The following is a 25075-nucleotide window of genomic DNA, read 5'->3' on the forward strand; positions in this document are numbered from 1 at the left end:
CGCCAGCACCTAGGGATTGGAAGGCACGACCATGGCGGGACCCGTCCTGGAAATGCGCTCGATCGTCAAGACCTTTCCCGGCGTCAAGGCGCTGTCGGACGTCACACTGACCGTCCAGCAGGGCGAGGTCCACGCCATCTGCGGGGAGAACGGCGCCGGCAAGTCGACCCTGATGAAGGTCCTCTCCGGCGTCCACCCGCACGGAACGTACGAGGGGGACATCCTCTTCGAGGGGGAGGTCTGCGAGTTCAAGGACATCCGGGCGAGCGAGCACCGCGGCATCGTCATCATCCACCAGGAGCTGGCGCTGTCGCCGTACCTCTCCCTCGCGGAGAACATCTTCCTCGGCAACGAGCATGCCAAGGGCGGCTTCATCAACTGGCGGGAGACCCTGCGGCACGCCACCGAGCTGCTGCGCCGGGTCGGTCTGACCGACCACCCGGAGACCCGCGTCGCCGACATCGGCGTGGGCAAGCAGCAGCTCGTCGAGATCGCGAAGGCCCTGTCGAAGAAGGTGAAGCTGCTCATCCTCGATGAGCCGACCGCGGCCCTGAACGACGAGGACAGCGGCAAACTCCTGGATCTGATCCTGGAGTTGAAGAAGCAGGGCATCACCTCGATCATCATCTCCCACAAGCTCAACGAGATCCGCAAGGTCGCCGACTCGGTGACGATCATCCGCGACGGCCAGACCATCGAGACGCTCGACGTGAAGGCCCCGGAGACCACCGAGGACCGGATCATCAGCGGGATGGTCGGCCGCGACCTGGAACACCGCTTCCCGGAGCGCACCCCGCACGAGCCGGAGGAGGGCGCGGCCCCCGCGCTGGAGATCCGCAACTGGACCGTGCACCACCCGATCGACCAGCAGCGCAAGGTGGTCGACGATGTGTCACTGTCCGTGCGGCGCGGGGAGATCGTCGGTATCGCGGGCCTGATGGGCGCCGGGCGCACCGAGCTCGCGATGAGCGTCTTCGGCCGCACCTACGGCCGGTACGCCGACGGCACGGTCCTCAAGGACGGCAGGGAGATCCGTACGAAGACCGTCCCCGAGGCGGTCAAGAACGGCATCGCGTACGTCACCGAGGACCGCAAGCACTACGGCCTCAATCTCATCGACACCATCAACCGCAACATCTCGCTCAGCGCGCTGGGCAAGGTCGCCAAGCGGGGCGTGGTCGACGAGCACGAGGAGCGGCAGGTCGCCGAGGGCTTCCGCAAGTCCATGAACATCAAGGCGCCGACCGTCTTCGAGCCGGTGGGCAAGCTGTCCGGCGGCAACCAGCAGAAGGTCGTCCTCAGCAAGTGGATCTTCGCGGGTCCGGACGTGCTGATCCTGGACGAGCCGACGCGCGGCATCGACGTCGGTGCCAAGTACGAGATCTACACGGTCATCGACCAGCTGGCCGCCCAGGGCAAGGCGGTCGTCTTCATCTCCTCCGAGCTGCCGGAGCTGCTCGGCATGTGTGACCGCATCTACACGATGGCCGCGGGGCGGCTGACCGGTGAGTTCTCGCGGGCCGAGGCCTCGCAGGAATCGCTGATGCGTCAGATGACTAAGGACAAAGAGGTAACCCGATGAGCACGGATGTGACCGCCAAGACCCCGGCCCCCGCGCCGCCGGGCAAGAGCGGAGGGGCCGCGGGCGACGGCCTGCTCCAGCTGGTTCTGGACGGCATGCGCCGCAACATGCGGCAGTACGGCATGCTGATCGCCCTCGGCCTGATCGTGGCGTTGTTCGCCGTGTGGACCGACGGCGACCTGCTGCTGCCGCGCAACGTCTCCAACCTGGTGCTGCAGAACAGCTACATCCTGATCCTCGCGATCGGCATGATGCTGGTCATCATCGCGGGCCACATCGACCTGTCGGTCGGCTCGTTGACCGCCTTCATCGGCTCGATGGCCGCCGTGTTCATGGTCAAGAACGATCTGCCATGGCCGGTCGCCGTCATCCTCTGCCTCGCCATGGGCGCGGTCGCGGGCGCGGCACAAGGGTTCTTCATCGCCTACGGCGGCATACCGTCGTTCATCGTGACCCTCGCGGGCATGCTGATCTTCCGCGGTCTGACCGAGATCTTCCTCGAGGGCCAGACGCTCGGGCCGTTCCCGGAGGGTCTGCAGAAGGTCGCCAACGGCTTCCTGCCCGAGGTCGGACCGAACACCAACTACCACAACCTCACTCTGCTGCTGGGCTTCGGGATGATCGCGTTCGTGGTCTTCCAGGAGTTCCGCGACCGCCGCCGGCAGCAGGAGTTCTCCCTGGACGTCCCGCCCTTCAACCTGTTCCTGCTGAAGCTGGTCGCGCTCGGCGCCGCCATCCTCACGCTGACGCTGCTGCTGGCCAGCTACAAGGGCGCCCCGATCGTGCTGCTCATCCTGGGCGTGCTGCTCGTCGGCTTCGGCTACGTCATGCGCAACGCGATCATCGGCCGCCACATCTACGCGATCGGCGGCAACCTGCCCGCGGCCAAGCTGTCGGGTGTGAAGGACAAGAAGGTCACCTTCCTGATCTTCGTGAACATGGGCATGCTCGCGGCCCTCGCGGGTCTGGTCTTCGCCGCCCGCTTCAACGCGGCCTCGCCCAAGGCCGGCCTGAACTTCGAGCTGGAGGCGATCGCGGCCTCGTTCATCGGCGGCGCGTCGATGAGCGGCGGTGTCGGCACCGTGCTCGGCGCGATCATCGGCGGTCTGGTACTGGGCGTGCTGAACAACGGCATGAACCTCGTCGGCATCGGCACGGACTGGCAGCAGGTCATCAAGGGCCTGGTACTGCTCGCGGCGGTCGGGTTCGACGTGTGGAACAAGCGCAAGGTCGGTTCGTAAGTCAGCAGGGCCCCGCCGGAAGGCGGGGCCCCCTCCTTATGCAGGAGCCGCACATGGAACTGAACAGACGCACGGTCATCGCGGGAGCCGCGGCGGCGGGCATGGCCGCCACCACGCTCGGCGGCACGGCACACGCCACGGGAGGCAGGACGCCGGTGAAGTCGCTCTTCGGCAAGCTCGCCGACGACACGAAGATCTACAGCTGGTCGCTGGAGAACGGCGGCACCCGCCTGAAGGTCCTCTCCTACGGCGGCATCGTCCAGTCCCTGGAGATCCCCGACCGGCGCGGCCGCTACACCAACGTCTCGCTGGGCTTCGACAACATCGAGGACTACGTCTCCTCAAGCCCGTACTTCGGCGCGCTGATCGGCCGCTACGGCAACCGCATCGCCAAGGGCAGGTTCACCCTGGACGGCAAGGCCTACCAGCTGTCCGTCAACGACGGCGACAACAGCCTGCACGGCGGAGCGCAGGGCTTCGACAAGCGGGTGTGGGACATCGAGCCGTTCACCAAGGGCTCCGACGTCGGCCTGTACCTGTACTACACGAGCGTCGACGGCGAGATGGGCTACCCGGGCACGCTCAGGTCGAAGGTCACATACACCCTCACCCGGCACGGCGACTGGCGCATCGACTACGAGGCCACCACCGACAAGGCCACCGTCGTCAACCTCACCAGCCACGTCTACTGGAACCTGGCCGGCGAGTCGAGCGGCACGATCTACGACCACGAGCTGTCCATCGCCGCCGCCCGCTACACGCCGGTCGACTCGGGGCTGATCCCCACGGGCGAACTGGCGAAGGTCGCGGGCACCCCCTTCGACTTCCGCCGTACCAAGACCGTCGGCGAGGACATCCGTGTCGCGCACCAGCAGCTGCTGTACGGCAAGGGCCTGGACCACAACTGGGCCCTGGACAAGGGCATCACGGCCCGCCCCGAGCACATCGCCACGCTCCGGGACCCGTCCTCCGGCCGCACCCTGAAGATCGCGACCACCGAGCCGGGCCTGCAGTTCTACTCCGGCAACTTCCTGGACGGCTCCCTCGTCGGCACCGGCGGGACCGTCTACCGGCAGGGCGACGGGCTGTGCCTGGAGACCCAGCACTACCCGGACTCGCCGAACCACCCGTCGTTCCCGTCGACGGTGCTGCGGCCGGGGCAGACGTACCGGTCGACGACGGTGCACTCGTTCAGCGCCTGAACACCAGGGCGCGCCCGCCCGTCCGTGAACGCACATTTCCTTCACGCGAGTTGAACGGCGTCACAGCCGCATCCGTATGAATGGGTGGCCCGCGCTCCCCCGCGCGGGCCACCCAGACGACGGACCCGGTCGCCTCCCCACCGGGCCCGCCTCACGCGGAGGTTCCATGGCCGACAACGTCACATCGCTGTTCCGCAGCACTGCGGCGCACAGCCCCTCCATGGCGGCGCTGACGCGGGAGGGCGGCGACGAGGCCGGCCCGGTGGACTTCTGCATCCCCTGCAACCCCTACTTCCCCACCCCGGCCATGTTCGACGAGATGGCGAGCAGGCTGCGGGACATCATCACGTACTACCCGAGCAGCGCCGACACCATCACCGCCGAACTGTGCAGCCTGCTCCAGCTTCCGCCGCAGTGCGTGGCGATGGGCAACGGCTCGACCGAGCTGATCACCTGGATCGACCACCTCCTCGTCCGCGAGTCCCTCGCCATCCCCGTCCCCACCTTCGGCCGCTGGACCGACCAGCCGATGGAGACCGGCAAGCGGGTCGACATGTTCCCGCTCCAGGAGTCCAGCGGCTTCGCCCTGGACCTGGCGCAGTACGCCGAGTTCATCCGGGCCCGCGGCACCCGGGTCGCCGTCCTGTGCAACCCCAACAACCCCGACGGCGGCTACCTGCACAAGCACGCGGTCGTGCAGTTCATGGACGCGATGGCGGACCGGGACCTGGTCGTGATCGACGAGTCGTTCCTGGAGTTCGCCGACGCCGAGACCGAACCCAGCGTCGTGCAGGAGGCGATGATCCGGCCCAACGTCATCGTGCTGCGCAGCCTCGGCAAGAACTTCGGCCTGCACGGCATCCGCTTCGGCTACCTCGTCGCCAACCCGGCGCTCGCGGGCCGGGTCCGCTCCATGCTCCCCAAGTGGAACCTCAACTCCTTCGCCGAGCACGTGGTGTTCATGCTGAAGGAGCACGGCCAGGAGTACGCGCAGAGCCTCCAGCAGGTGCGACGGGACCGGCTGGACATGGCCGGCCAGCTGGCCGCGCTGCCCGGCCTGACGGTTTACCCGTCCCAGGGCAATTTCCTCTTCGTGCGCCTCCCGGTGGGCGCCGAAGGCACCGTGGTCCGGGACCGGATGCTGACCGAGCACCGGATCCTGGTCCGTGAGTGCGGCAACAAGATCGGATCCTCCAGCCGCTTCCTGCGGCTCGTGGTGCGCCCCCAGGTGGATGTGCGTCGCCTGGTGTCCGGCCTGGAACAGGTGCTCTACGGGACCAGGAGGGGAGCCGCCGTGCCCGAGCTGGGCACCGGGACCAGCTACAGCTCGGGTACGGCGGCGGTGGACCGGCTCGTCAGTGCCACCAATGGCGCCGGTGTGCAAGGCCTTGCCGCTCAGGCCGTCGGCGCCGTCGGTGCGGTCGGTGCCGGTGGGCCGGGCCTGGCAGCCGCCCCGCCCGCCGGCACCGGCATGCCGATGCCGGCCGCGGCACAGACCGGCGGGGCGGGGGCGCCGATGCCGGCGGCGGCGCAGACGTTCCCGCAGCCGACGGCACCGCAGCCCGTGCCTCAGCCCGTCCCTCAGCCCATCCCTCAGCCCGTGATTCCGCAGCCGGCGCCACCGCAGGCGATCCCGCAGCCCGCGGTGGCCCAGGCGATGCCCCAGCAGCCGTCCGGCCTCACCCCGCCCGGCGTCCCGGCCCGCGGTGGCCTCACTGCCGCCCAGGTCCGGGGCACGACGGGCCCCGTCGCCCCAGCCGGTCTGGCGACGGCGCCGGCGACCGGCTGGCCGGGCGCGACCAGCTGGCCGAACGCGGCCGGGATGGGCCAGGCGGGGTAGGCGGCCCGCCGGGTCAGGCGGGACAGGCGCCCGCCTGGTCAGGCCGGAGTCAGCCGCCACTGCTGGCAGGCGTTGTTCAGCCACGTCCACTGGCGTACGTCGGCCCCGTCCGCCGTCGAGCAGTCGGCGACGTCGGCGACCTTGCCGGTGGCCTGGTTGACGATCCGTACGTGGCCGCCGTCGGTGGCGACGAACCGGAACCGCTGGCAGGTGTTGTTCAGCCAGGACCACTGCCGCAGATCGGCCCCGTCGTCGGCGGAACAGTTCGCGGTGTCGAGCACCTTGCCGGTGGCCACGTTCACCAGCCGGTGGGTGTCGTCACCGAGATCCTCGAGCCGCCATCGCTGGTTGTTGCCGCCACTGCAGCCGTACTGCTGGACATTGGCCCCGTCGGCACTCGAACCTCCCGCCACATCAAGGCACTTGCCACTGTTGCGGTTGGTGATGGTGTACGTCGTGGAGGCCGAGGCCGGCTCACCGGACGGCCCGGCGAGCGAGGCCCCCAGCCGCACCGGCGTACCGAAGTTCGGCGTGCCGTCGGAGTTCCAGGTGAACTTCTGCGCCCGGGTGGTCCGCCCGTTGTCGCAGCCCTCGCTCGCGCTGTCGTTGGCGTGGTAGACGATCCAGCTCTCACTGCCGTCCGGCGAGGTGAAGAACCCGTTGTGGCCGGGCCCGTAGACGCCGCCTGCGTCACTGCGCTGGAAGACGGGCGTGGACTTCTTCGTCCAGGAGGAGGCGGAGAGCGGGTGGGACCCGGTGAGTTCGAGCTGGCCGAGCTTGTAGTCGGGGGTCCAGCAGCCGCTCGCGGAGTAGATGAGGAAGGTCCGCCCGTTGCGTTGGAGGATCTCCGGGCCCTCGTTGACCGTGCCGCCCTGCCGCTCCCAGTCGTACGTCGGCGTCGAGACCGTCGAGAAGGCCCCGCTGACGGTGTACGGATTCGACATCCGAGCGGCGACGAGGTTCTGCGTCCCGCCACTGGCACTCCCGAACAGATAAAGAGAGCCGTTGATGGTGGCGACGGTCGGATCCAGCATCCAGGCGGAGTTGAGCTGCGCCTTGTAGGTGTACGGCCCCATGGGATCGGACCCGGCGCTCTCCAGCACATGGGTGCGCTGCGTCGGAATGTAGTCGGACACGTTCTGCCCGGCGACGTAGTACAGGTACCAGCGGCCGTTCAGGAAGTGCAGCTCCGGCGCCCAGATGTTGCAGCACCGGGAGGCGGCGTCGCCGGTCCACACCTGCACGCCGGGAGCGGTGGAGAGACCCGCGAGGGTGGTGGACTTGCGGATGGTGATGGCGCTGGTCCAACTGGTCGTGACCAGGTAGTAGTTGCCGTTGTGGTACGAGATCCAGGGGTCGGCGCCCTTGACGGACTTGACCGGGTTGGTGAACGAGGCGGCGCTCGCGGAGGACTGGCCGAGGCCGAGCGCGAGCAGGAGGGCCGCCAGCAGGGTCAGTAAGCGACGGGCCATCCGCTGCTCCAGTTCAGGAGGTTGATGCCGAGCTTGGGGGTGCCGTTGTCGTTGCCGTCGTAGTAGTGGTAGACGATCAGGTCGCCGTCCACGTCGTTCATGATCGACTGCCCGCCGGGCCCGATGATGCTGCCGTGCGACTCGAGGACGGGTGTCCCGCCGTTGTTCATCATCGAGACGCCGTTCTTGTCGTGGTACGGCCCGGTGATGCTGGTGGCGCGGCCGACCTTGACCTTGTACGTGGAGCTGGTGCCGGCGCAGCAGGTGTCGTACGAGGCGAAGAGGTAGTAGTAGCCGCCCCGCTTGACGATGAACGGCGCCTCGACGGCCTTCGTCCCGGTCGGGCGGGAGGCGAGGGAGTACCGGGTGGTGTTGGAGGAGAGCTGCTTCCCGGTGGACGGATTGATCTGGATCATCTTGATGCCGGTCCACCAACTGCCGAAGGACAGCCACCACTTGCCGTCGCCGTCGACGAAGAGGTTGGGGTCGATGGCGTTGTAGTCGCTGGAGGAGCTGGAGGTGTAGACGATGCCGTAGTCGGTCCAGCTGCCCGGCTGGCCGGTAGTGGAGCCGGCGAGCCCGATGGCGGAGGTGTTCGAGCCGAACTTCGAGACGGAGTAGTACATCAGGTACTTGCCGCCGTGGTACGAGATGTCCGGTGCCCAGGCCTCCGGCACGGAGGAGTAGTTCGACCACCAGCTGGGACGGCTGCCGAAGGCGTCGGCGCCCGCGCTGAAGGCGATGCGGTCGCTCGACGTCTTGTTGGCGATGCCTCCGCCGGTGGCGTAGAGCAGGTACTGGCCGGACGAGGTGCGGATCATCGTCGGGTCGTGGGTGACGACGGAGCCGGTGACCCGTCCGGGGTTGGGGTAGGCGCTCGCCGTGCTCGGGATGAGGGCGAGCAGGGCTGCGGCGGGGAGGGCGAGGAGTGCGGTTCTGGTCGTTCGGGAGGTGCGGCTCACGCGGATCCTCCTTGCGGGTGGGGGGCGTTGGAAAGGAAGCGCCCGCATGTCCGTGATTTCGAACAGCGATCGCAAGCTCGGACGGGACCGTAGAATCGAACCACTTGCGCGTCAATGGTCCGCGCAGTCACAGCGGGCGCACTACGAAGTGGTAACGGGCGGCAACTGCCGATGAGCTGCCATGGTCTAGCCCGCCATGAAGATCTCTTTCCTGCTCCACAACGCCTACGGAATCGGAGGCACGATCACCACCACCTTCAACCTGGCCCACGCACTGGCCGAGCGGCACGAGGTGGAGATCGTCTCCGTGCTACGGCACCGGGAGCACCCGAACTTCACCCTGGACCCGAGAGTGTCGCTCAGGCCGCTCGTGGACTTGCGGCAGGAGAAGAACCATCCGCTGCATCTGAGACCGGCGGGGGTGTTCCCCCGCGCCGAGTACCGTTACGGGCAGTACAGCGAGCTGACCGACCAGCGGATCGCCGAGTGTCTCGCCACGATCGACGCCGACGTGGTGATCGGCACCCGGCCGGGGCTGAACGTCCACCTCGCCCTCCAGGCTCCGGAGCATGTCGTCCGCATCGGACAGGAGCACCTCACCCTGGACAACCATCCGCCCCGGCTGCGCACCACGCTGCGCCGGGCCTACCGCCGGCTCGACGCGCTGACCACGGTGACCGAGGCGGACGCCGCCGCCTACCGGCGCAAGATGTGGCTGCCCGGGGTCCGGGTGGAGGCCCTCCCGAACAGCGTGCCGGATCCCGTGCTGCCGGCCGTCGACGGCTCGGCGAAGGTGGTCGTCGCGGCCGGCCGACTGGTCCCGGTGAAACGTTACGACCTGCTCATCGAGGCCTTCGCCATGGTTGCCGCCGAACACCCGGACTGGCAGCTGCGCATCTACGGCAAGGGTGAGGAGCACGATCGGCTGCGGCAGCTCATCATGGACCTCCGCCTGTGGAACAACGTCTTCCTGATGGGTGCGGCGGCCCCCATGGAGGGAGAGTGGGTCAAGGGCTCGATCGGTGCGGCCGCGTCCAACTTCGAGCCGTTCGGCATGACGATCGTCGAGGCGATGCGCTGCGGCCTGCCGGTGGTGAGCACCGACTGCCCCTACGGACCCGGCGAAATCATCGAGGACGGGGTCGACGGCCGACTGGTGCCGGTCGGGGACCGTGCCGCGCTCGGCGCGGCCCTGCTCGAACTGGTCCGTGACGACGAGGGGCGCCGCCGTATGGGCCGTGCGGCGTTGGAGAACGCGCGGCGGTTCGCTCCCGGCCCCGTGGTCGAGCAGGCCGAGCGACTGTTCACGGAGGCGGTCTCGGCGAGAAGGGCGGGACGGCCCGTCGTACCGGAACGCGCCCGTATGCACCGCGCCCTGGTCAGCCAGGGCTTCGCCGCCCGCGACGCCGCGTTCGCCTCGGCGAGCAGCGCGCTGCGCATGGTCCGGAAGGGACAGCGATGAGCACGGAACAGAATGCGGCACAGAGTGTGGATCCGCGCGTCGGCTGCGTGGTCGAGCCGGACGGCCGGATCACGTTCGATCTGCCGCCGCTGCCGGCCGAAGGGCCGCAGGTGTTGCTCCGGCTGCGTCCGAAGAAGGGCCGGCCCGAGAAGACGCTGCACACCCTCGGCCTGGCACCCGCCGCCGACGGTCGCCTGCGCGCCGTCCTGGGCCCGCAGCCCGTTCTCGAGGAGGGCCGGTGGGACGTGTACCTGCTCCGGGAACCGGGATCCGAGCGGCAGCGTCTGCGGCCGGGCCTGCGTGACCTGCGGGCCCTGGTCGACGGACACCTCCGCGACCGGCAGTCACCGCTGGCCGTCCGGGTTCCCTACGTCACCAAGGACGGGTACCTCGCAGTACGGACCTGGCTGCGCCCCGCCCACGCGGAGGTCGACGGCATCGACATCACGGACCGCTCGATGACGGTCGGCGCCCGCCTGCACGGCGCCTCGTTCCAGGAGGGAGCCGCCGTGCACCTGCGCCTGCGGGGCGGCAGCGGCACCGTGCACCCCCTGGAGCCACGGCCCGCACCTGACGGCCGAAGCTTCTCCTTCACGGTCGACCACGGGGAGTTGACCGCCGGGACGGACGCCGGAAGCGGCGTCTGGGACGTCTTCGTGCGGCCTGCGGCGCAGGCGCCTCTCATCCGGGTCGCCCGTCTGCTCGACGACCTGGCAGACCGCAAGGAGGTCTTCGTCCACCCGGCGGTCACGCTCGGCGGTGCCGTCCTGCGTCCCTACTACACCGTCGACAACGACCTCTCCGTGGAGGTGACGAAGGCCGGTTGAGGTGGGCGACGGCTGTCTCGCCACGGATCACGCCTCCGACTGCGCCCACCGCGAGTCGGCACCCGCTTCTGCATTGCCTTTTGCGGCGGGCCGGTCCACGGTGTTGGCCCGTGACGAACGCCGAGGATGAGGGGGAAGGCCGTGCGAAGACGGAGCTTTCTGAGCGGATTAGGGAGCGTGCTCGGTGCGGGGGCGGTCGGGCTCGGGCTCGCCTCCACCAGCAGCGGTACGGCGAGTGCGGCGGACCTGGACGCCGCGGAGCCCCATGACTGGCAGGCGGTCACCGCGCCCGACTGCACTCCCGCCGCCCACCTGATCGACGTGGCCGCCGCCGGGCCCGGCCTCGCCTGGGCCGTGGGCGAGGAGGGGCGCAACGGCAGTACCCGAGGCACGCCGCTGGCCCTCGCCTGGGACGGCGGGACATGGACCCGCGTCGGCCTCGCCCACCTCGGCTTCGGCGGCTCCCTGCACTCCGTCGCCGGCACCTGCGCCCGCTCCGCCTGGGCGGTCGGCACCGACGCCTCCGGTGCGACGCACCTGCTCGCCTGGGACGGGCGCACCTGGCAGGAGGCCGACTTCCCGGGGCGGGGGCAGGCCGGGACTGTCCTCACCGGGGTCGCGGTGGACCCCGACGGGCAGGCCTGGTGCTCCGGCCGTAACAGCGACGGCTCGGTGCTGCTGCGCGGCGGGCGAGGCGGCTGGTCGTGGGTGGCGGCACCGCCGAGCGGGGCCGCGGCCACCCCCTCGGGCGTCCGGGTGACCCCCGACGGCAACGTCTGGGTCTACGGCACCGGAATCGTCGCCCGCTGGAACGGCACCGCGTGGACCGAGCTCCCCGCCTACCAGGGCATCCGCGCCACCGTCACCGGACTGCTCCCGGTCGCCGACGACGACATCTGGCTCACCGGCTACGACTACGGAGTCGGCGGCCCGCCCGGCAAACCCCCCGGCGTCACCCTCCTCCACGGGGACGGCAGCACCTGGCGGAGCGTCACCGCGCCCTTCACCGTCGGCATGCTCACCGGGATCGTGGGCGACGAGCGGGGACTGCCCGACCGTGTTTCCGGCTGGGATTTCTGGGACCAGAACCGGGCGCATCACCTGCGGTGGGACGGGGCGGCCTGGGTGAGTGAGCGCGGGGCCGCCTCGTCGGCTCCTGTGGTGATCAACTCCCTGGTGTCCGTGCCTGGTACGGGCGGCTACTGGGGAGTCGGTACGACGTCCTCCTCCCCCTATCCGCCCGCCCAGGTCCGGATCGAGCGCTGAACCACACCAGCCGGATCACGTTCCAGGACAACGGCTCCAGGACGGCGGTCAGCCGACCGTCCTGGAGTCCCGTGCCCTCGACCAGGTCCGGGGAGACCCGCTCGGGGCCGTCGAGCGTATTGCTCAACTGCCTGCCGACAGATGGCGGATGGATGGCGCCGCTCGACCGGCCAGGCGGCTGCGCGGCCCCAGGAGGCCGCGTCCACTGACGCGGTGCACGGCGGTCGCCCACCGGTAGGGGAATCCGCAGGTGCAACACATCTGGCGGATGTGTTGCATTCCCAGCCGCTGCACCACTCCTGCGGACACGGCAGGGCGCCGTCAGCACGGCCCGGGCACCGCTGAGTCTGCTCGGCGGCCTTGCGCCGGTGGGCGCATTCATCGACGCGGGCCGCGGGAGGCGGGATGGAAGGGACTGATTGGCGGAGGCCCGAACCACCGAGCTCACACCGCGTTCGTCGCGGCTGATCCGTTCAAGCGGGCCTGTCGCAGCGGGAAAGAGGCGGCACGTCGATCTCGGCGCGTACGGTCTTTCCTGGCGGTGGTTCACGGTCCAGTACCTCCCAACGGGCGGCGAGCGCGGCGACGAGTGCGAGGCCGCGCCCGGATTCCTCGAGCGGCTCCGGCGTCCGTACGGCATCCGGATCCGGCGGACGTGGCTCCGTGCGGGTGTCGGTGACCTCGATGCGTACGCTTCCCGCGACCAGGGACAGCCGCAGTTCGAAGTCCCGCCCGGGAACGCGGCCGTGGAGCACGGCGTTCGCAGCCAGTTCGGCGACGATCACGGCGATGGCGTCGGAGGCGTCACAGCCGTGCGGGATGCCCCAGGCGTGCAGCTGGTTCAGGGCCAGGTGCCGGGCGAGGCGGGCTCCGCGCGGGGTGGCGCTGAGGCGCTGGGTGAACATACGTACGGTAACCGGCTGTTGGGGAGTGAGCGGTGCGGTCATGCACCCAATCTGGCGGTTGTGCGGGGCAGTTCACCAGGTCGGCGGCGCGTACGCTGCTCGAGCGTACGCGGTTACGGAGTGGACAGTACTCATCACCAGCCGTGACCATGGGTGCGGGAGGTGACCGTCAGTGGTCGATGTGCTGGGTACGGGTGGCGAGCCGGAGTCGTCGGACAGTCTGCGGACGTTCGGGGCGGTCGTACAGGCATTGCGGGAGCATGCCGGGTTGAGCCGGGAGGAGTTCGGGGACCGGGTGGAGCTCTCCAAACACACGGTGGCTTCAGTGGAGTTGGGGCGGCGGATGCCGGATCCGACGTTCGCGGAGCGATCGGAGGCAGTGCTCGGGAATACGGGGGCGTTGCGACGGGCGGCACAGCATCTGGCTCGGCAACCGGGACTGGCGGCGTGGTTTCGGCGGTGGGCGCGGTTGGAGGCGACCGCGATCACGCTGTACACGTACGAATGCCGGTTGATTCCAGGACTGTTGCAGACGGAGGCTTATGCCCGGACACTGTTCACCAACCAGCTGCCGCCCCTCGACGACGAGCAGATCGAGGCGCAGTGGATCGCTCGGGCGGAGCGGCAACGGTTACTTCGGGAGCGACCCAACACCGCCTTCGGCTTCATCCTGGAGGAGGGGCTGTTCCTGCGGCGCACGGGTGGGGTGGAGGTCACGCGCGAGCTGATCGACCATGTGCTGGAGATCGCGGAGTTGCGGAACATCGAGATTCAGGTCATGCCACAGGTGCAGGAGACCCACGCGGGACTGCACGGCCCCATGCGGTTGCTGGAGACGCCGGAGAACAAGTGGTTCGCCTACTGCGAGGGGCAGGAAAGCGGCCAGCTCATCGCTGACCCAAAGGTGGTCAGCGTGCTCCAGATGCGATATGCCAGGATGCGCTCACAGGCTCTCACCATCAAAGACTCCGTGAGCCTGTTGCAGCGGATGCGAGGAGCCTTATGAGCACCAATGAACTGGTCTGGTTCAAGAGCAGCTACAGCAGCGGCTCCGGCGACGACTGCGTCGAGGTCGCCCTCTCCTGGCACAAGTCGAGTTACAGCAGCGGCGGTGACGGCGACTGCGTAGAAGTCGCCCCCTCCCCCACCACCATCCACATCCGCGACTCCAAGAACAAACAGGGCCCCCACCTCACAGTCACCCCTGCCGCTTGGATGAACTTCATCTCCCTTGCGGCACACGCAACTTGACGGGACCTGAGCGTCACACCAGCCAACAGCCGTCGCGCATCAACTCGCGGTAGGACAACTCGTTCTCCTCGCGCCAGGCCTGGATGCGGCGCGGGGTGATGCGGAACCAGCGGTATGGCGTGGCCGGCGTGCGCGGGTCGAAGCCGGTGCGCGCGGCGAACCGGTCTCCCCGCTGCTGCGGCAGCGCGTCGATCTCGAGGGCCTCGACCTCGCCGTCGATCATGGTTACGTCGCGGGTGTGGCCGAGCCCCAGCCGGACGACCCGGGTGGCGGCCAGGTTCCTGCCGGTCGGGCTGTCCGTCGGGGTGGCCACCAGCATCGCCTCGCCGTCCCAGTCGAAGGACAGCGGCACCAAATACGGTGCGCCGTCCGCCGAGGCACTGGCCACCCAGACATCGACATCGTGGGTGAGCCGGTGCTCGGTGTCGCGGCGGCGCTGAGCACGGGTTCGGGGTCCGGCGGTCACCTCGGCCTGCAGCACCGTCTTGATTCCCCCGGTGGATGAACGGGTCATGGTCACTCCCCTTGGTCGTGGGTCCCGATCGGCCCGGTGTGTCCTGTCGGGCTTGATCGCTGTGGTCACCAGGCTCTCCCGGCCGGGGTGCGGTCCACCTCCGTGCCGGCCACGGAACCGCCACGGATAATGAGCCGGTGTCCAGTTCAGTGATCTCGGCTCGGGAAGCCGACGTGCTCGCGCTGCTCGGGGAGCACCTGAGCAACGCGGAGATAGCCGCGCGGTTGTTCATCTCCGTACGCACGGTCGAGTCGCATGTCTCCTCGCTGCTGCGCAAGCTTCAGGTGCCGGACCGGCGGGCGCTGTCCCGGCGCGCGGCGGAACTCGCTCCCGCTGAACAGTCGCGCTCGGCAGCCGCCCTTCCGGCACCGCTGACGGCGTTCGTCGGCCGGGGGCGCGAGCGCAGGGAGCTGGCCGAGGCGGTGAAGGCGCACCGGCAGGTGACGGCGGTCGGTCCGGGCGGGGTGGGAAAGACGCGGCTGGCGCTGGCGGTGGCGGCGGAGGTGGCCGACGACTTCGCCGACGGGGTGTGGTTCGTCGATCTGGTCCCGGTCACCGAACCGGGGCGGGTGGCTGCTGCGGTCGCGGCGGCCGTGGGTGTGGGCGAGCAACCCGGGCGCGACATCGACGACGCGGTGCCGGCCGCGCTGGCGGATCACCGGGCGCTGCTGGTGCTGGACAACTGCGAGCAGGTACGCGACGGGGTGGCGCCGTTCCTGGAGCGGCTCTTGACGGCGTGCCCGCGGTTGCGGGTGCTCGCCACGAGCCGGGCCCGGCTGATGGTGCCGTTCGAGCGGGTCTTCCCGGTCCCGCCGCTGTCGCGGGCCGGCGGCGACGCGTCGGAGGCGGTGGCCCTCTTCATGGACCGGGCGGCGGCGGTCGGCCTGCCGCCGGGTCCGGCGGTGAGCGAGGGGGTCGTGGCCCTCTGCGAACGGCTCGACGGCATGGCGCTGGCGATCGAGCTGGCGGCGGCACGGTGGCCCACGCTCGGACTGGACGGCCTGACGGCCGGTCTCTCCGATCAGCTGAGGATCCTCACCGGCGGGCCCCGCGCCGACGACCGGCACCGGTCGGTGCGGGCGGTGCTCGACTGGAGCCATGACCTGCTTCAGCCGCAGGATCAGGCGCTGCTGCGGCGGGTGTCGGTGTTCGCCGTGCCGTTCACCGCCGAGGCGGCCACTGCGGTCGCCGGGTTCGCCCCGCTGGATCCGGCCGCGGTCACGGATGGGCTTGGCAGGCTTGCCGAGCAGAGCCTGCTCGCCGTGACACCGTCCGCGGCCGGCACCCGTTACCAGCCGCTGGAGACCATCCGCCAGTACGGGACGGAGCGGCTCGCCGACGCCGGTGAGCTGATCGACGTCCGATCCCGCCACGTGGATTGGTGCCTGGCCGGCGCGACCGCCCTCATGGGAGCCGGCGGCGCGGACTGGCGCGCCCGGTTCGACGCTCTGGCGGACGACCTCAGGGCCGCTCTCACCTGGGCCGCCGAACAGCCCGAGCGGCGCGCGGACGCCTGCCATCTCGCCTTGGCCCTGGCCGAGTTGGCGTTCACCCGCAACCTGCTCGGCGAAGCCCAGCAGCGGTACGAGCAGGCGGCCCGGCTCGTTGACGACGACGCCGGTGCCGGTGCCGCTGCGCTGCGGCATGCCGCCTCAGTGGCCGGGTGCCGCAGGCTCGGCGACGACATGTTCCGACTGCATCGTGCCGCCGCGGAGGCCGCCCGCCGGGCCGGGGACAACGCCGGTGCCGGCCGTGACCTGGCGGACGCCGCCACCGTCGCGTACCGCTTCTCCACCTCGTTCACGCGCATTCCCCCCGTGGACGAGGTGACCGCCATGCTCGCGGAGGCGCGAGAGCTGTCCGGTGACACCCCGGCCGCCGAGGCGGCTGTCGCGCTGGCCGAGGCGGCGGTGCTCACGGACGCGTACGGCGCGATTCAGGGAGCCGCGGACAACACCGTTGAGGAGACGGTCGAGCGAGCCGAACAGGCCGTCGGGCTCGCCCGGCGCACCGGCGACCCGGTGGCGGAGTCGGCCGCCCTCGACGCGCTCTCCGGCGCCCGGAGCTGGGCCGGTGATGCCTTCGCCGTCGCGGGCATCGCCCGGCGCCGGATCGACATCCTGGCCTCTGTGCCGCCAACTCCCGCCAGGACGCACGAGTTGATGGACGCCCTCGCCATGGCCGCCGGAACCTCCCTCGGTGTGGGGAAGCTGCCGGAAGCCCGTCGGTGGGGCAGGCAGCTCGCGGACCACCCGCTGCTGGCCGAGGCGGGTCACCACGCCACATCCTGGATCCTGACCGCGGACGCGTTCGCCGGCCATGCCGACGAGGTACTCACCCGCAGCGTGAGGTTCCTCGACGCGTGGGAGCAGAGCGGCCGGCAGCGCTCACTCTCCCTCGGCGCCGCAGCCGCGTCGGTCGCCATGATCCACGGCTTGCGCGGCGACCACGACGCCCGGGCGGCCTGGCTCGCGGTCCTCGACCGGGCGGACACGGCGGCGGAGCACCATCACGGCTACGGTGCGGTCTTCGACGCCATGGTCCTGCTCCACCACGGAGAGGTCGACGCCGCGCTGGAGCGGGTCGCGCCGAAGCCGGATGAGGTGTGGAAGTGGGTGTGCTGGATCTGGCATCACTGGTACGTGTCGCTCCGGGCGGAGACGGCGGCGCTCGCCGGGCACCCGGACGCCCGGGCCCGGATCGACGCCGCGCGCGCCGTGGTCACCGGTAACCCGGTCGCCACCGCCCAGGTGGACCGGGCGGAGGCGCTGCTGGACGGCGACCTGCCGCGCCAGCTCGCCGCCGCAGCGGCGTTCGACGCGGCCGGCTGCCCCTACCAGTCGGCGCGCACGCTGCTGCTCGCCGGCGGCGACCATGCCACCGCCGGCACGACCGCACTGGCCGGCCTCGGCCTCGCGCCCAAGGCCGTCCGGTAGCGGGCGTGCCCCTCAGCTCACCGCCTGCTTCACGAGTGCGGCGATCCGCGCCTCCGCCTCGGCCGTCACCTCGGTCAGGGCGAAACCGGTCGCCCACATCGTGCCCTCGTCCAGGTTCGCCTGGTCGCTGAACCCGAGTGTCGCGTAGCGGGACTTGAACTTCGCCGCGCTCTGGAAGAAGCAGACGACCTTGCCGTCCCGCGCATAAGCAGGCATGCCATACCAGAGCTTCGGCGCGAGAACCGGGGCGCCGGCGGTGACGACGGCATGGACGCGCTCGGCCAGGATCCGGTCCGAATCCTGCATCTCGGCGATCTTCGCGAGCACGTCCCGCTCCGCCTCCGCCGCCTTGTCCGCACGCGAGCCGCGGCGCGCTGCCTTCTTCTGCTCCTGGGCGTGCTCCTTCATCGCGACCCGCTCCTCGGCCGTAAACCCCTCGTACGTGCTGCTTTCGGTGCTGCTCATGGTCACTCCCGTAGCCGTGGGTCACGATCGGGCCGGCGTGTCCTACCGGGCCCGATCACTGCGACCACAGCCTCTCCCGCCCGGCGCACGGACCGCCTCCGTGCTGACCACGGAAACCACCACTGACTACCGGGCGGCCGAGTAGTGATGCCTGGGAGGATCGGCGAATGATCCACAGCGAGGAGAGCATCGCCGCCGAACTGGATCGCGTACGGCAGCGCCCACCGGCCGAGGCGGCGCCACCGTTTCTGGCCGCATTCACCGATCACGGTGTATCAGGCGTATCCGCGGGAGATCGCCGAACCGGCGCTGCGCGCCCGGCCGACGGTCGACCCGGACCCGAAGGTCCGGGCGACGCTTGCCCATTGAGACGTTGCCGTCTTGAAATGTGTTGGTCAGTGGGGCTGGTGTGAGCCGGAGGTGGGGTGCTCGTGCTGGTCGTCCGGCTGATCGTGCTGGGGTGATCGTCTGCCGCGTCGAGTCAGCGGCTTGTTCCGCGACGCCTGCGCTACCGCGCACCTCGGTCGGCCGGGTCGCGGGGAGACGGTCAGCGGGAGGTGAGGGGGGTTTCGGACTCGACGCGGGTGAGCTTTTCGGGGTTGCGGACGTAGTAGAGACCCGTGACGCGGGCGTTCTCCACGCGGAAGGCCAGCACGCCGTCGATCACGCCGTCCACGCGCAGGATGAGTCCGGGGTTGCCGTTGACCGTCGTGGGCTCACTGGTGAAGGTGCCGCCGGCCTTTTCGACACTGCCGGCCATGTAACGGAGCACCTTGTCGGCGCCGGTGACCGGCCGCAGGGCCGCCAGCTTGAAGCCGCCGCCGTCGCTGACGAAAACAACGTCCGGGGCGAGTACGTCGAGCAGCCCGTGCAGGTCCCCGGTTTCGAGCGCGGACTGGAACGAATTCAACGCTTCCCGGGTTTCTTCCGGGGAAACCGATGTGCGCGGCCGGCGGGCGTCGACGTGTTGGCGGGCGCGGTAGGCGATCTGGCGGGTGGCGGCGGGGCTCTTGTCGATTGCGGCCGCGATGTCCTCGTAGCCGATGTCGAAGACCTCGCGCAGCACGAAGACGGCGCGTTCGGTCGGTGAGAGGGTTTCGAGGATGAACATGAGTGCCAGCGACAGGTTCTCGGACAGCTCGACGTCCTCGGCCACGTCCGGCGCGGTGAGCAGGGGCTCGGGCAGCCAGGGGCCGACGTAGGCCTCCTTGCGCCGTTTGAGGGTGCGCAGCCGGTTGAGTGCTTGGCGGGTCGTGATCCGTACCAGGTAGGCGCGCTGGTCCTGCACCTGCTCCAGGTCGACCTTGACCCACCGCAGCCAGGCCTCCTGGAGGACGTCCTCGGCGTCCGCCGCCGATCCGAGCATCTCGTAGGCGACGGTGAACAGCAGGTTGCGGTGGGCGACGAAGGCCTCGGTCGCGGGGTCGGTGACGTGGTCGTTCATGTCGTGCGTTTCACTCTCTTGTGGTTGGCCCCATGTGCCGGAAGCAGGCCGTGAAGAACATGTACCCGGTCCGATGACGGGTTGTCGGCAGCAGCCTTCCCACTGATCAGGCCATGTGGGAGGGGCGGGCTGTGGGGCCGGCGCCCCGGAGCGCGGCCACGGCCTACGAGGCCGCGGCGTTGTGTGCTTGTCGCTCCGGCTCGGTCCTTCTCGGGCCGGACCGGTCGGTCCGGCCGCGAAGGAGGGGTCTTGGCGGCCGGCCCGCGCGTCAGGTGTTGGACGGCGTCGTGGGGTGTTCCGGCTGAGGCGTCACCACGCGGTCGGTGCTGTCGCCGTGGGATCCGCGGGAACTGGCCTTGCGTGCCCCGGACACCAACTTGTTGAGGGTGAACACGCAGGCGATCTCCTTGACGCCGGCACCGGTCCGCCCGCTGATGCTGAGCGCGTTCACCTTGTCGTTCGGGTAGGAGAACTGGGTGACGCCCCCCTTCCGGCCGAGGCTGAGGCACTGCCCGGCGAAGAACATCCGGACGGGAGAGGCTTTCTTCCCCGCGATCCGGCGCAGGATCGTGGCGGCGGCCGCCGGGCCCAGCTGCGTGGCGGCCTGGCAGCTCAGCCGGAACGGGTGGTCCGGCATCACTCCCGCGTCCCCAGCGGCGATGATGCGCTCGTCGTCCACACTGGTCAGCGTCGTGTCGGTGACCAGACGGCCTTCGGCGTTGGTGCGCAGCCCGCTGCGGGCGGCCAGGTCCGGGATACGGAATCCCGCAGTCCAGATCGTCACCGCGCTGGGCAGCTCGCGGCCGTCGTCGAGCCGTACGCCGTCGCGTGTCACTTCCGCCACCTTCGTACCGGGTCCTTCGAGGACGGTCACACCCAGCTTGGCGAGCCGGCGGGCGACCGGGCGGCGGACTCGGGCGTGCAGGGAGGGGCCGAGCACCTTGCCGCAGACCAGGGTGACCTTGCGGCCCGCCTCCGCCAGCTCGGCGGCGGTCTCCAGGCCGGTCGGGCCGGCCCCGACCACGGTCACCGGAGCCGACGCGGGCGTCGTATCCAGCGCCGACCGCAGTCGTTCCGCCCCCTCGAGGTCCGACACCGAATGAGCGAACTCCGCCGCTCCGGGGACGCCGGGATCGGCGGCGCCGCTGCCCACCGCGTAGACGAGGTAGTCGTAGGAGACCGTGCCACCGCCCGCCAGCGACACCTGACGCTCGGCAGCGTCGATCCGGGTCGCGGTGTCGACCACCAGCCGGATGTTCCCGCCCATGACCCTGTCGAAGCCCTCGACCGCGTCATCGGAGCCGGTCACGAGCTGGTGCAGGCGGATCCGCTCGACGAACTCGGGACGCGGATTGATCACGGTCACCGACACACCATCGCGCCGAGCCAGGCGATTGGCCGCCGTCACGCCCCCGTACCCGCCGCCGATCACGACTACCTCGACGTTCCCGTTCATCATGTCTCCTCGTGTTGTGGACTCGGCATGGAGACACCGGCTGCCCGTCCGGCATAACAACCTGCGGATGAGACGTGGCGCACATCAAATGCCGCGAAATGCGGCCCTGACGAGGTCGGGCTCACCGCATTCGCTGGAAAACACCGCGAACGGCCGCCGGAAAGCCGAGCGGCGGCCGTTCTGCGTCAGTCGGAATCAGCGTCGCAGGGCCAGGTCGTTGCGAGCCAGCTTGACCGCGGCAAGAAGCGCAGCGAACACCGTGCCGAACAGGTTGATCGTCATCAACGTCTCGTTGATCGCGTCCCCGCTCCAGCTGACCGAGGCCCCGTCCTTGACCATGTCACCGGAGGCGCCGATGAAGTAGGGAACCGAGCTCAGTCCCAGCGCCCCGTAGAAGAGCACGTTCTGCGCCAGCACCCCCCGCCCCTCGGTCCGCACCGACACCGAGGCCGACGCCGGCTGACGCTTCATCAAATACAGGGCGAAGATCTGGAAGTAGAGATAGGTGACAAACCACCAGCCCAAATAGTTGGTGTAGGGCACCCCGAACACCCCGCCCCCGTCCTCCCAGACCCAGACCCGCTTCACGGTGGCGGCGATCGAGTCGACGCCGAGGTCGAACATGGTCATCAGTGCCGCGGCCAGCATCGGCAGCGCCACCACCTCGACCCGGCCGGCGACCGACCCGGACGAGCCGCCCAGACGGCTGTCCGCCTCGTCGAGCAAGGTGTTGGCCACCTGCCAGCAGAGGTAGCCCAGACCGAAGTAGATCGGTCCGATCTCGATGGGCACATGAATCAGCTGCGGATGGCCCGTGTAGTGGTATTGGCCGAAGGGGAACCCGGTGGAAACGCTGAGGTTCTCGAAGAAGTTGCTCACCACCAGGGTCACGACCAGAAAGAACAGCAGCGTCCGCCACCCGTATCTCCGCACCCCGTGGATCAGCGCGAACGGGACCGACAGCAGCAGCATCGGCACCGCGATGTGTGTCCCGGTCAGCGGTACGGTGAGGCCCACTGCTGCTGCGGCGGCTGCCAGCAGCCAGAGGACGCGGTTCCATGGGTTCATTTTGTTTCTCCTGTAATGGTGGGTGCAGCTGCCTCCGCCGCCGCGCACAGTGCCAGGGTGTGGTGGAAGCGCCCCCGGAATGCGGCCAGTCGGTGGGGTCCGCGGGTTCGGGTGCGTCGGGGACGGCACGGCGGTACCCGGTGAACACTCGAGACACCCAGGCGCTGGTGGACTGGCGGCCGTAGGGCCCCACCGGCCCGACCGGCGTGCCGACGCCCGCACTCAGGCCCGGGTGCGTGCCCGGTCAGAAGCTGGTGCAGGCGGATCCGCTCGACGAACTCGGGACGCGGATCGACCACGGTCACCGGCACACCATCGCGCCGAGACCGAGCCAGGCTGCCGGCCCGCCGTCACGCCCCGTCCCCGCCGCCGGCAACCACCGCGCTCGGCGTTCCCGCTCATCGTCTCTCCCCATGTCGTGGACTCGGCATCAAGACACCAGCCACCCCGCTGCCGTAACAGCCCGCGGATGAGACGTAGCGCACACCGGACACAGCGGAACGCCGTCGCTACGAGTTCTCCTGGGGTGAGCACGGCGGAGCCGCCGGAGGGTGAGATGTCCTCCGGCGGCTCCGTCGGCTTTGTCCGGTCCGGATCAGGCGAGGCGGATCACGTTCCAGGACAGCGGCTCCAGTACGGCGCTCAGTCGCCCGTCCTGGACGGTCGTGCCCTCGATCGCGTGCGGGGTGACGCGCTCGGGGTCGTCGAGGGTGTTGCGGGCGTCGGGGTCGGCGTCCGCGAGGGCACTGTGCTCGACGACCCGGGTGAGGTCGAGGCCGTTCAGGGCGACCTCGAGCGGCAGCGGTTCGGTGCGGCTGCGGTTGACGGCGAAGACGGTGACGGTGCCGTCCTCGGCGCGTACGGCGGTGGCGTGCAGCAGGTCGGTCTCGCCGTACTTCCGGGTCTCGTACGTCGGTGAGTCGACGCGTACGTCCAGCACCTCGCCGCGGCCGTACTTCGAGGCCTGCGCGAAGGGGAAGAACGTCGTCTGCCGCCAGGCCGGGCCGCCGGGCTCCGTCATGATCGGCGCGATGACGTTCACCAGCTGGGCGAGGCAGGCGACCGTGACGCGGTCCGCGTGGCGGAGGAGGGCGATGAGCAGGGAGCCGAAGACGACGGCGTCGGTGACGCTGTAGTTGTCCTCCAGCAGGCGCGGGGCCTCCGGCCAGTCGAGCGGGTCGCTCTCGTTCTGCTCCTGGAACTTCGACATGTACCAGACGTTCCACTCGTCGAAGGAGAGGTTGATCTTCTTCTTCGACTTCAGCTTCGCGCCCACGTGGTCGCAGGTGGCGACGACGTTCTCGATGAAGGACTCCATGTCCACGGCGGAGGCGAGGAAGGAGTCGATGTCGCCGTCGGCCGGTTCGTAGTAGGCGTGCAGGGAGATGTAGTCGACCAGGTCGTACGTCTCCGCCAGTACCGTCGCCTCCCACTCGGCGAAGGTGGGCATGCCCTGGCCCGAGCTGCCGCAGGCGACGAGTTCCACGTTCGGGTCGATCTGGCGCATCGCGCGGGCCGTCTCGGCTGCGACGCGGCCGTATTCCTCGGCCGTCTTGTGGCCGGTCTGCCAGGGGCCGTCCATCTCGTTGCCGAGGCACCACAGTGTGATGGCGAAGGGGTCCTTGTCGCCGTGCGTGATGCGGAGGTCGGAGAGGGTCGTGCCGGAGGGGTGGTTGGCGTATTCCTGGAGTTCGAGGGCCTCGGCGACCCCACGCGTGCCGAGGTTGACGGCCATCATGGGTTCGGCCTGCGGGCCGATCTTCTTGAGGAAGCCGATGTACTCGGAGAGGCCGAACCGGTTCGTCTCCGTGGAACGCCAGGCCAGGTCCAGGCGGCGGGGGCGCTCCGCTGCCGGCCCGACCGAGTCCTCCCACTTGTAGCCCGAGACGAAGTTGCCGCCGGGGTAGCGGATGGCGGTGACACCGAGTTCGCGGACGAGGTCGAGGACGTCGGTTCGCAGGCCTTCGGCGTCTGCTGTGGGGTGGTCGGGTTCGTGGATGCCGGTGTAGACGCAGCGGCCGAGGTGTTCGACGAAGGAGCCGAAGAGGCGGGGGTTGACCTTGCCGGTGGTGAAGGCGGGGTCGAGAGTGAAGCGGGCCTTCTTTTGCATGTTCGCCTTTCGAGGAGGGTGGTACGTGTTTCATGTGCGGCTGCGGGTGTGTGGGGGTTGATCGCGCCCACGCGGCGGAGCCGCAAATTGATACAGCCCCGCGCCCCTAAGGGACGCTTGGCCAGCCGTTCCTTTGCCAGTTCAGCTTGTTCAGGCCCAGCTTGGGTGTGCCCTGGTCCTCTGCGTCGTAGTAGTGGTACGCCAGCCAGTCCTGGCCTCGGTCACGGAAGACCGACTGGCCTCCCGTGCCGATGTATCTCCCGTGGCCGGCCAGCAGCAGGTCACCGCCGCCCTCCAGCAGCGGCTTCCCCACGCTGTCCACGTACGGGCCCGTCACCGACGTCGACCTGCCGACCTTGATCTTGTACGTCGAGTTCATGCCCGAGCAGCAGGCGTCGTACGACGCGAAGAGGTAGTAGTAGCGGCCGTGCTTCACGATGTACGGGCCCTCCACCGCGTACGGCACGTCTGGGCGGGTCGCCAGGTGGTGGACGGGTGCGTTCTCCACCGCCTTGCCCGTTCTCTCGTCCAGCTCGACCATCCGGATGCCCGTCCAGTACGAACCGAAGGACATCCAGAGCTTGCCGTCGGCCCTGATGATCGCCGGGTCGATGGCGTTCCAGTGGTCGGTTGTCTCGGAGGTGAAGACCTTGCCGTGGTCGGTCCAGGTGCCGGGGAGGCCGGAGCGGGAGGTCGCGACACCGATCGCGGAGTGGTTGGTGCCCCAGGACGACACGGCGTAGTACAGCCAGTAGCGGCCGTCGCGGTAGGAGATGTCGGGCGCCCACGGGTCCCCTGTGTCGTTGTACTCGTACCACCAGCTCGGCGGCTCGGCGAAGGCGTTGCCGGCGTCCTCCCAGTGGACGCGGTCCTTGGAGAGGCGGGCGCCGATCACGCCGCCGGTCGAATAGGCGACGTAGCCGCCGGACTTGAGGCGGATGACCGTCGGGTCGTGGATGATCTGCTGGCCGGTGATGGGCTGAGGGTCGGGGTAGGTCACGGCCTCTGCCGTGCTCGGCAGCAGGGCGATGAGCGCCGCGGACAGCAGCGTCACGAGTCTGAAGCGCTTCAA

Annotated in this window: 20 protein-coding genes; 10 read left to right on the top strand and 10 right to left on the bottom strand. The window is 69.6% G+C overall.

The genetic code is table 11. The annotated features are described in order from the left end of the window. Nucleotides 1-31 precede the first annotated feature (31 nt). The 4 genes from mmsA to ACFV7R_RS13475 all read left to right on the top strand — a co-directional run bounded on the left by mmsA (nucleotide 32) and on the right by ACFV7R_RS13475 (nucleotide 5865). Entirely contained in the window at nucleotides 32-1582 is a 1551-nt protein-coding gene (mmsA, locus tag ACFV7R_RS13460; protein WP_385263225.1) for a multiple monosaccharide ABC transporter ATP-binding protein, read from the top strand. After that, nucleotides 1579-2823, top strand: coding sequence for a multiple monosaccharide ABC transporter permease (gene mmsB, locus ACFV7R_RS13465; protein WP_385263226.1), 1245 nt, complete (start codon nucleotides 1579-1581; stop codon nucleotides 2821-2823). The genes mmsA and mmsB overlap by 4 nt, the downstream gene beginning before the upstream one ends. 53 nt (nucleotides 2824-2876) lie before the next feature. Beyond that, nucleotides 2877-4025, top strand: coding sequence for an aldose epimerase family protein (locus tag ACFV7R_RS13470; RefSeq protein ID WP_385263228.1), 1149 nt, complete (start codon nucleotides 2877-2879; stop codon nucleotides 4023-4025). Nucleotides 4026-4191: 166 nt separating this feature from the next. After that, entirely contained in the window at nucleotides 4192-5865 is a 1674-nt protein-coding gene (locus ACFV7R_RS13475) for a pyridoxal phosphate-dependent aminotransferase (protein ID WP_385263229.1), read from the top strand. A gap of 38 nt (nucleotides 5866-5903) precedes the next feature. Here the strand turns inward: ACFV7R_RS13475 and ACFV7R_RS13480 are convergent, their stop codons facing one another. Both ACFV7R_RS13480 and ACFV7R_RS13485 read right to left on the bottom strand, forming a co-directional pair. After that, nucleotides 5904-7337: a family 43 glycosylhydrolase gene (locus ACFV7R_RS13480; protein ID WP_385263230.1), complete on the bottom strand. Its 1434-nt coding sequence runs from the start codon at nucleotides 7335-7337 to the stop codon at nucleotides 5904-5906. Beyond that, entirely contained in the window at nucleotides 7319-8299 is a 981-nt protein-coding gene (locus ACFV7R_RS13485) for an arabinan endo-1,5-alpha-L-arabinosidase (protein WP_385263232.1), read from the bottom strand. The genes ACFV7R_RS13480 and ACFV7R_RS13485 overlap by 19 nt, the downstream gene beginning before the upstream one ends. A 196-nt stretch (nucleotides 8300-8495) precedes the next feature. On the opposite strand from ACFV7R_RS13485, the gene ACFV7R_RS13490 reads away from it, so the two are divergent. The 3 genes from ACFV7R_RS13490 to ACFV7R_RS13500 all read left to right on the top strand — a co-directional run bounded on the left by ACFV7R_RS13490 (nucleotide 8496) and on the right by ACFV7R_RS13500 (nucleotide 11854). Then, nucleotides 8496-9761, top strand: coding sequence for a glycosyltransferase family 4 protein (locus ACFV7R_RS13490; RefSeq protein WP_385263234.1), 1266 nt, complete (start codon nucleotides 8496-8498; stop codon nucleotides 9759-9761). Beyond that, the gene (locus ACFV7R_RS13495; RefSeq protein WP_385263236.1) at nucleotides 9758-10588 is read left to right on the top strand and encodes a transferase; all 831 of its coding nucleotides are present in this window, start codon (nucleotides 9758-9760) and stop codon (nucleotides 10586-10588) included. The genes ACFV7R_RS13490 and ACFV7R_RS13495 overlap by 4 nt, the downstream gene beginning before the upstream one ends. A gap of 177 nt (nucleotides 10589-10765) precedes the next feature. Continuing rightward, the gene (locus ACFV7R_RS13500; protein ID WP_385263237.1) at nucleotides 10766-11854 is read left to right on the top strand and encodes a hypothetical protein; all 1089 of its coding nucleotides are present in this window, start codon (nucleotides 10766-10768) and stop codon (nucleotides 11852-11854) included. 473 nt (nucleotides 11855-12327) lie between these two features. Here ACFV7R_RS13500 and ACFV7R_RS13505 read toward each other — a convergent pair whose 3' ends face one another. After that, nucleotides 12328-12801 carry an ATP-binding protein gene (locus tag ACFV7R_RS13505; protein ID WP_385263238.1) on the bottom strand — a complete coding sequence of 158 codons (474 nt, stop codon included), beginning with the start codon at nucleotides 12799-12801 and terminating at the stop codon, nucleotides 12328-12330. Nucleotides 12802-12940: 139 nt separating this feature from the next. On the opposite strand from ACFV7R_RS13505, the gene ACFV7R_RS13510 reads away from it, so the two are divergent. Beyond that, the gene (locus ACFV7R_RS13510; protein WP_385263371.1) at nucleotides 12941-13765 is read left to right on the top strand and encodes a Scr1 family TA system antitoxin-like transcriptional regulator; all 825 of its coding nucleotides are present in this window, start codon (nucleotides 12941-12943) and stop codon (nucleotides 13763-13765) included. After that, a complete protein-coding gene (locus tag ACFV7R_RS13515; RefSeq protein ID WP_385263240.1) occupies nucleotides 13762-14010 on the top strand; it encodes a DUF397 domain-containing protein in 249 nt (82 codons plus the stop codon). The genes ACFV7R_RS13510 and ACFV7R_RS13515 overlap by 4 nt, the downstream gene beginning before the upstream one ends. Before the next feature lie 13 nt (nucleotides 14011-14023). Here ACFV7R_RS13515 and ACFV7R_RS13520 read toward each other — a convergent pair whose 3' ends face one another. Then, nucleotides 14024-14524 (bottom strand): pyridoxamine 5'-phosphate oxidase family protein, encoded by a 501-nt coding sequence (locus ACFV7R_RS13520; protein ID WP_385263241.1) that lies wholly within the window; start codon nucleotides 14522-14524, stop codon nucleotides 14024-14026. Nucleotides 14525-14661: 137 nt separating this feature from the next. Between ACFV7R_RS13520 and ACFV7R_RS13525 the strand changes: the two genes are divergently transcribed. Next, complete coding sequence (locus ACFV7R_RS13525) at nucleotides 14662-17460, top strand: ATP-binding protein (RefSeq protein ID WP_385263243.1); 2799 nt, start codon at nucleotides 14662-14664, stop codon at nucleotides 17458-17460. 12 nt (nucleotides 17461-17472) lie between these two features. Here ACFV7R_RS13525 and ACFV7R_RS13530 read toward each other — a convergent pair whose 3' ends face one another. The 6 genes from ACFV7R_RS13530 to ACFV7R_RS13555 all read right to left on the bottom strand — a co-directional run bounded on the left by ACFV7R_RS13530 (nucleotide 17473) and on the right by ACFV7R_RS13555 (nucleotide 25075). Next, the gene (locus ACFV7R_RS13530; protein ID WP_385263245.1) at nucleotides 17473-17925 is read right to left on the bottom strand and encodes an iron chaperone; all 453 of its coding nucleotides are present in this window, start codon (nucleotides 17923-17925) and stop codon (nucleotides 17473-17475) included. Nucleotides 17926-18472: 547 nt separating this feature from the next. After that, a complete protein-coding gene (locus ACFV7R_RS13535) occupies nucleotides 18473-19369 on the bottom strand; it encodes an RNA polymerase sigma-70 factor (protein ID WP_385263246.1) in 897 nt (298 codons plus the stop codon). A 268-nt stretch (nucleotides 19370-19637) separates the two neighbouring features. Further along, the gene (locus ACFV7R_RS13540; protein ID WP_385263373.1) at nucleotides 19638-20825 is read right to left on the bottom strand and encodes an NAD(P)/FAD-dependent oxidoreductase; all 1188 of its coding nucleotides are present in this window, start codon (nucleotides 20823-20825) and stop codon (nucleotides 19638-19640) included. Between the two features lie 195 nt (nucleotides 20826-21020). Beyond that, nucleotides 21021-21941 (bottom strand): carotenoid biosynthesis protein, encoded by a 921-nt coding sequence (locus ACFV7R_RS13545; RefSeq protein ID WP_385263248.1) that lies wholly within the window; start codon nucleotides 21939-21941, stop codon nucleotides 21021-21023. Nucleotides 21942-22488: 547 nt separating this feature from the next. Continuing rightward, nucleotides 22489-24003, bottom strand: a complete 1515-nt coding sequence (locus tag ACFV7R_RS13550) for an alpha-N-arabinofuranosidase (RefSeq protein ID WP_385263250.1) — start codon at nucleotides 24001-24003, stop codon at nucleotides 22489-22491. Between the two features lie 106 nt (nucleotides 24004-24109). After that, a complete protein-coding gene (locus tag ACFV7R_RS13555) occupies nucleotides 24110-25075 on the bottom strand; it encodes an arabinan endo-1,5-alpha-L-arabinosidase (protein WP_385263251.1) in 966 nt (321 codons plus the stop codon).

It is taken from the genome of Streptomyces sp. NPDC059866 (assembly GCF_042731325.1).
In the GTDB taxonomy this organism is placed as follows: Bacteria; Actinomycetota; Actinomycetes; order Streptomycetales; family Streptomycetaceae; genus Streptomyces; species Streptomyces flavusporus.

What these genes read in the sequence shown, in the direction of transcription:
- mmsA (WP_385263225.1), top strand. Translation starts at nt 32, where the DNA reads ATGGCGGGACCCGTCCTGGAAATGCGCTCGATCGTCAAGACCTTTCCC.
- mmsB (WP_385263226.1), top strand. Translation starts at nt 1,579, where the DNA reads ATGAGCACGGATGTGACCGCCAAGACCCCGGCCCCCGCGCCGCCGGGC.
- ACFV7R_RS13470 (WP_385263228.1), top strand. Translation starts at nt 2,877, where the DNA reads ATGGAACTGAACAGACGCACGGTCATCGCGGGAGCCGCGGCGGCGGGC.
- ACFV7R_RS13475 (WP_385263229.1), top strand. Translation starts at nt 4,192, where the DNA reads ATGGCCGACAACGTCACATCGCTGTTCCGCAGCACTGCGGCGCACAGC.
- ACFV7R_RS13480 (WP_385263230.1), bottom strand. Translation starts at nt 7,337, where the DNA reads ATGGCCCGTCGCTTACTGACCCTGCTGGCGGCCCTCCTGCTCGCGCTC.
- ACFV7R_RS13490 (WP_385263234.1), top strand. Translation starts at nt 8,496, where the DNA reads ATGAAGATCTCTTTCCTGCTCCACAACGCCTACGGAATCGGAGGCACG.
- ACFV7R_RS13495 (WP_385263236.1), top strand. Translation starts at nt 9,758, where the DNA reads ATGAGCACGGAACAGAATGCGGCACAGAGTGTGGATCCGCGCGTCGGC.
- ACFV7R_RS13505 (WP_385263238.1), bottom strand. Translation starts at nt 12,801, where the DNA reads ATGACCGCACCGCTCACTCCCCAACAGCCGGTTACCGTACGTATGTTC.
- ACFV7R_RS13515 (WP_385263240.1), top strand. Translation starts at nt 13,762, where the DNA reads ATGAGCACCAATGAACTGGTCTGGTTCAAGAGCAGCTACAGCAGCGGC.
- ACFV7R_RS13520 (WP_385263241.1), bottom strand. Translation starts at nt 14,524, where the DNA reads ATGACCCGTTCATCCACCGGGGGAATCAAGACGGTGCTGCAGGCCGAG.
- ACFV7R_RS13530 (WP_385263245.1), bottom strand. Translation starts at nt 17,925, where the DNA reads ATGAGCAGCACCGAAAGCAGCACGTACGAGGGGTTTACGGCCGAGGAG.
- ACFV7R_RS13535 (WP_385263246.1), bottom strand. Translation starts at nt 19,369, where the DNA reads ATGAACGACCACGTCACCGACCCCGCGACCGAGGCCTTCGTCGCCCAC.
- ACFV7R_RS13540 (WP_385263373.1), bottom strand. Translation starts at nt 20,825, where the DNA reads ATGAACGGGAACGTCGAGGTAGTCGTGATCGGCGGCGGGTACGGGGGC.
- ACFV7R_RS13550 (WP_385263250.1), bottom strand. Translation starts at nt 24,003, where the DNA reads ATGCAAAAGAAGGCCCGCTTCACTCTCGACCCCGCCTTCACCACCGGC.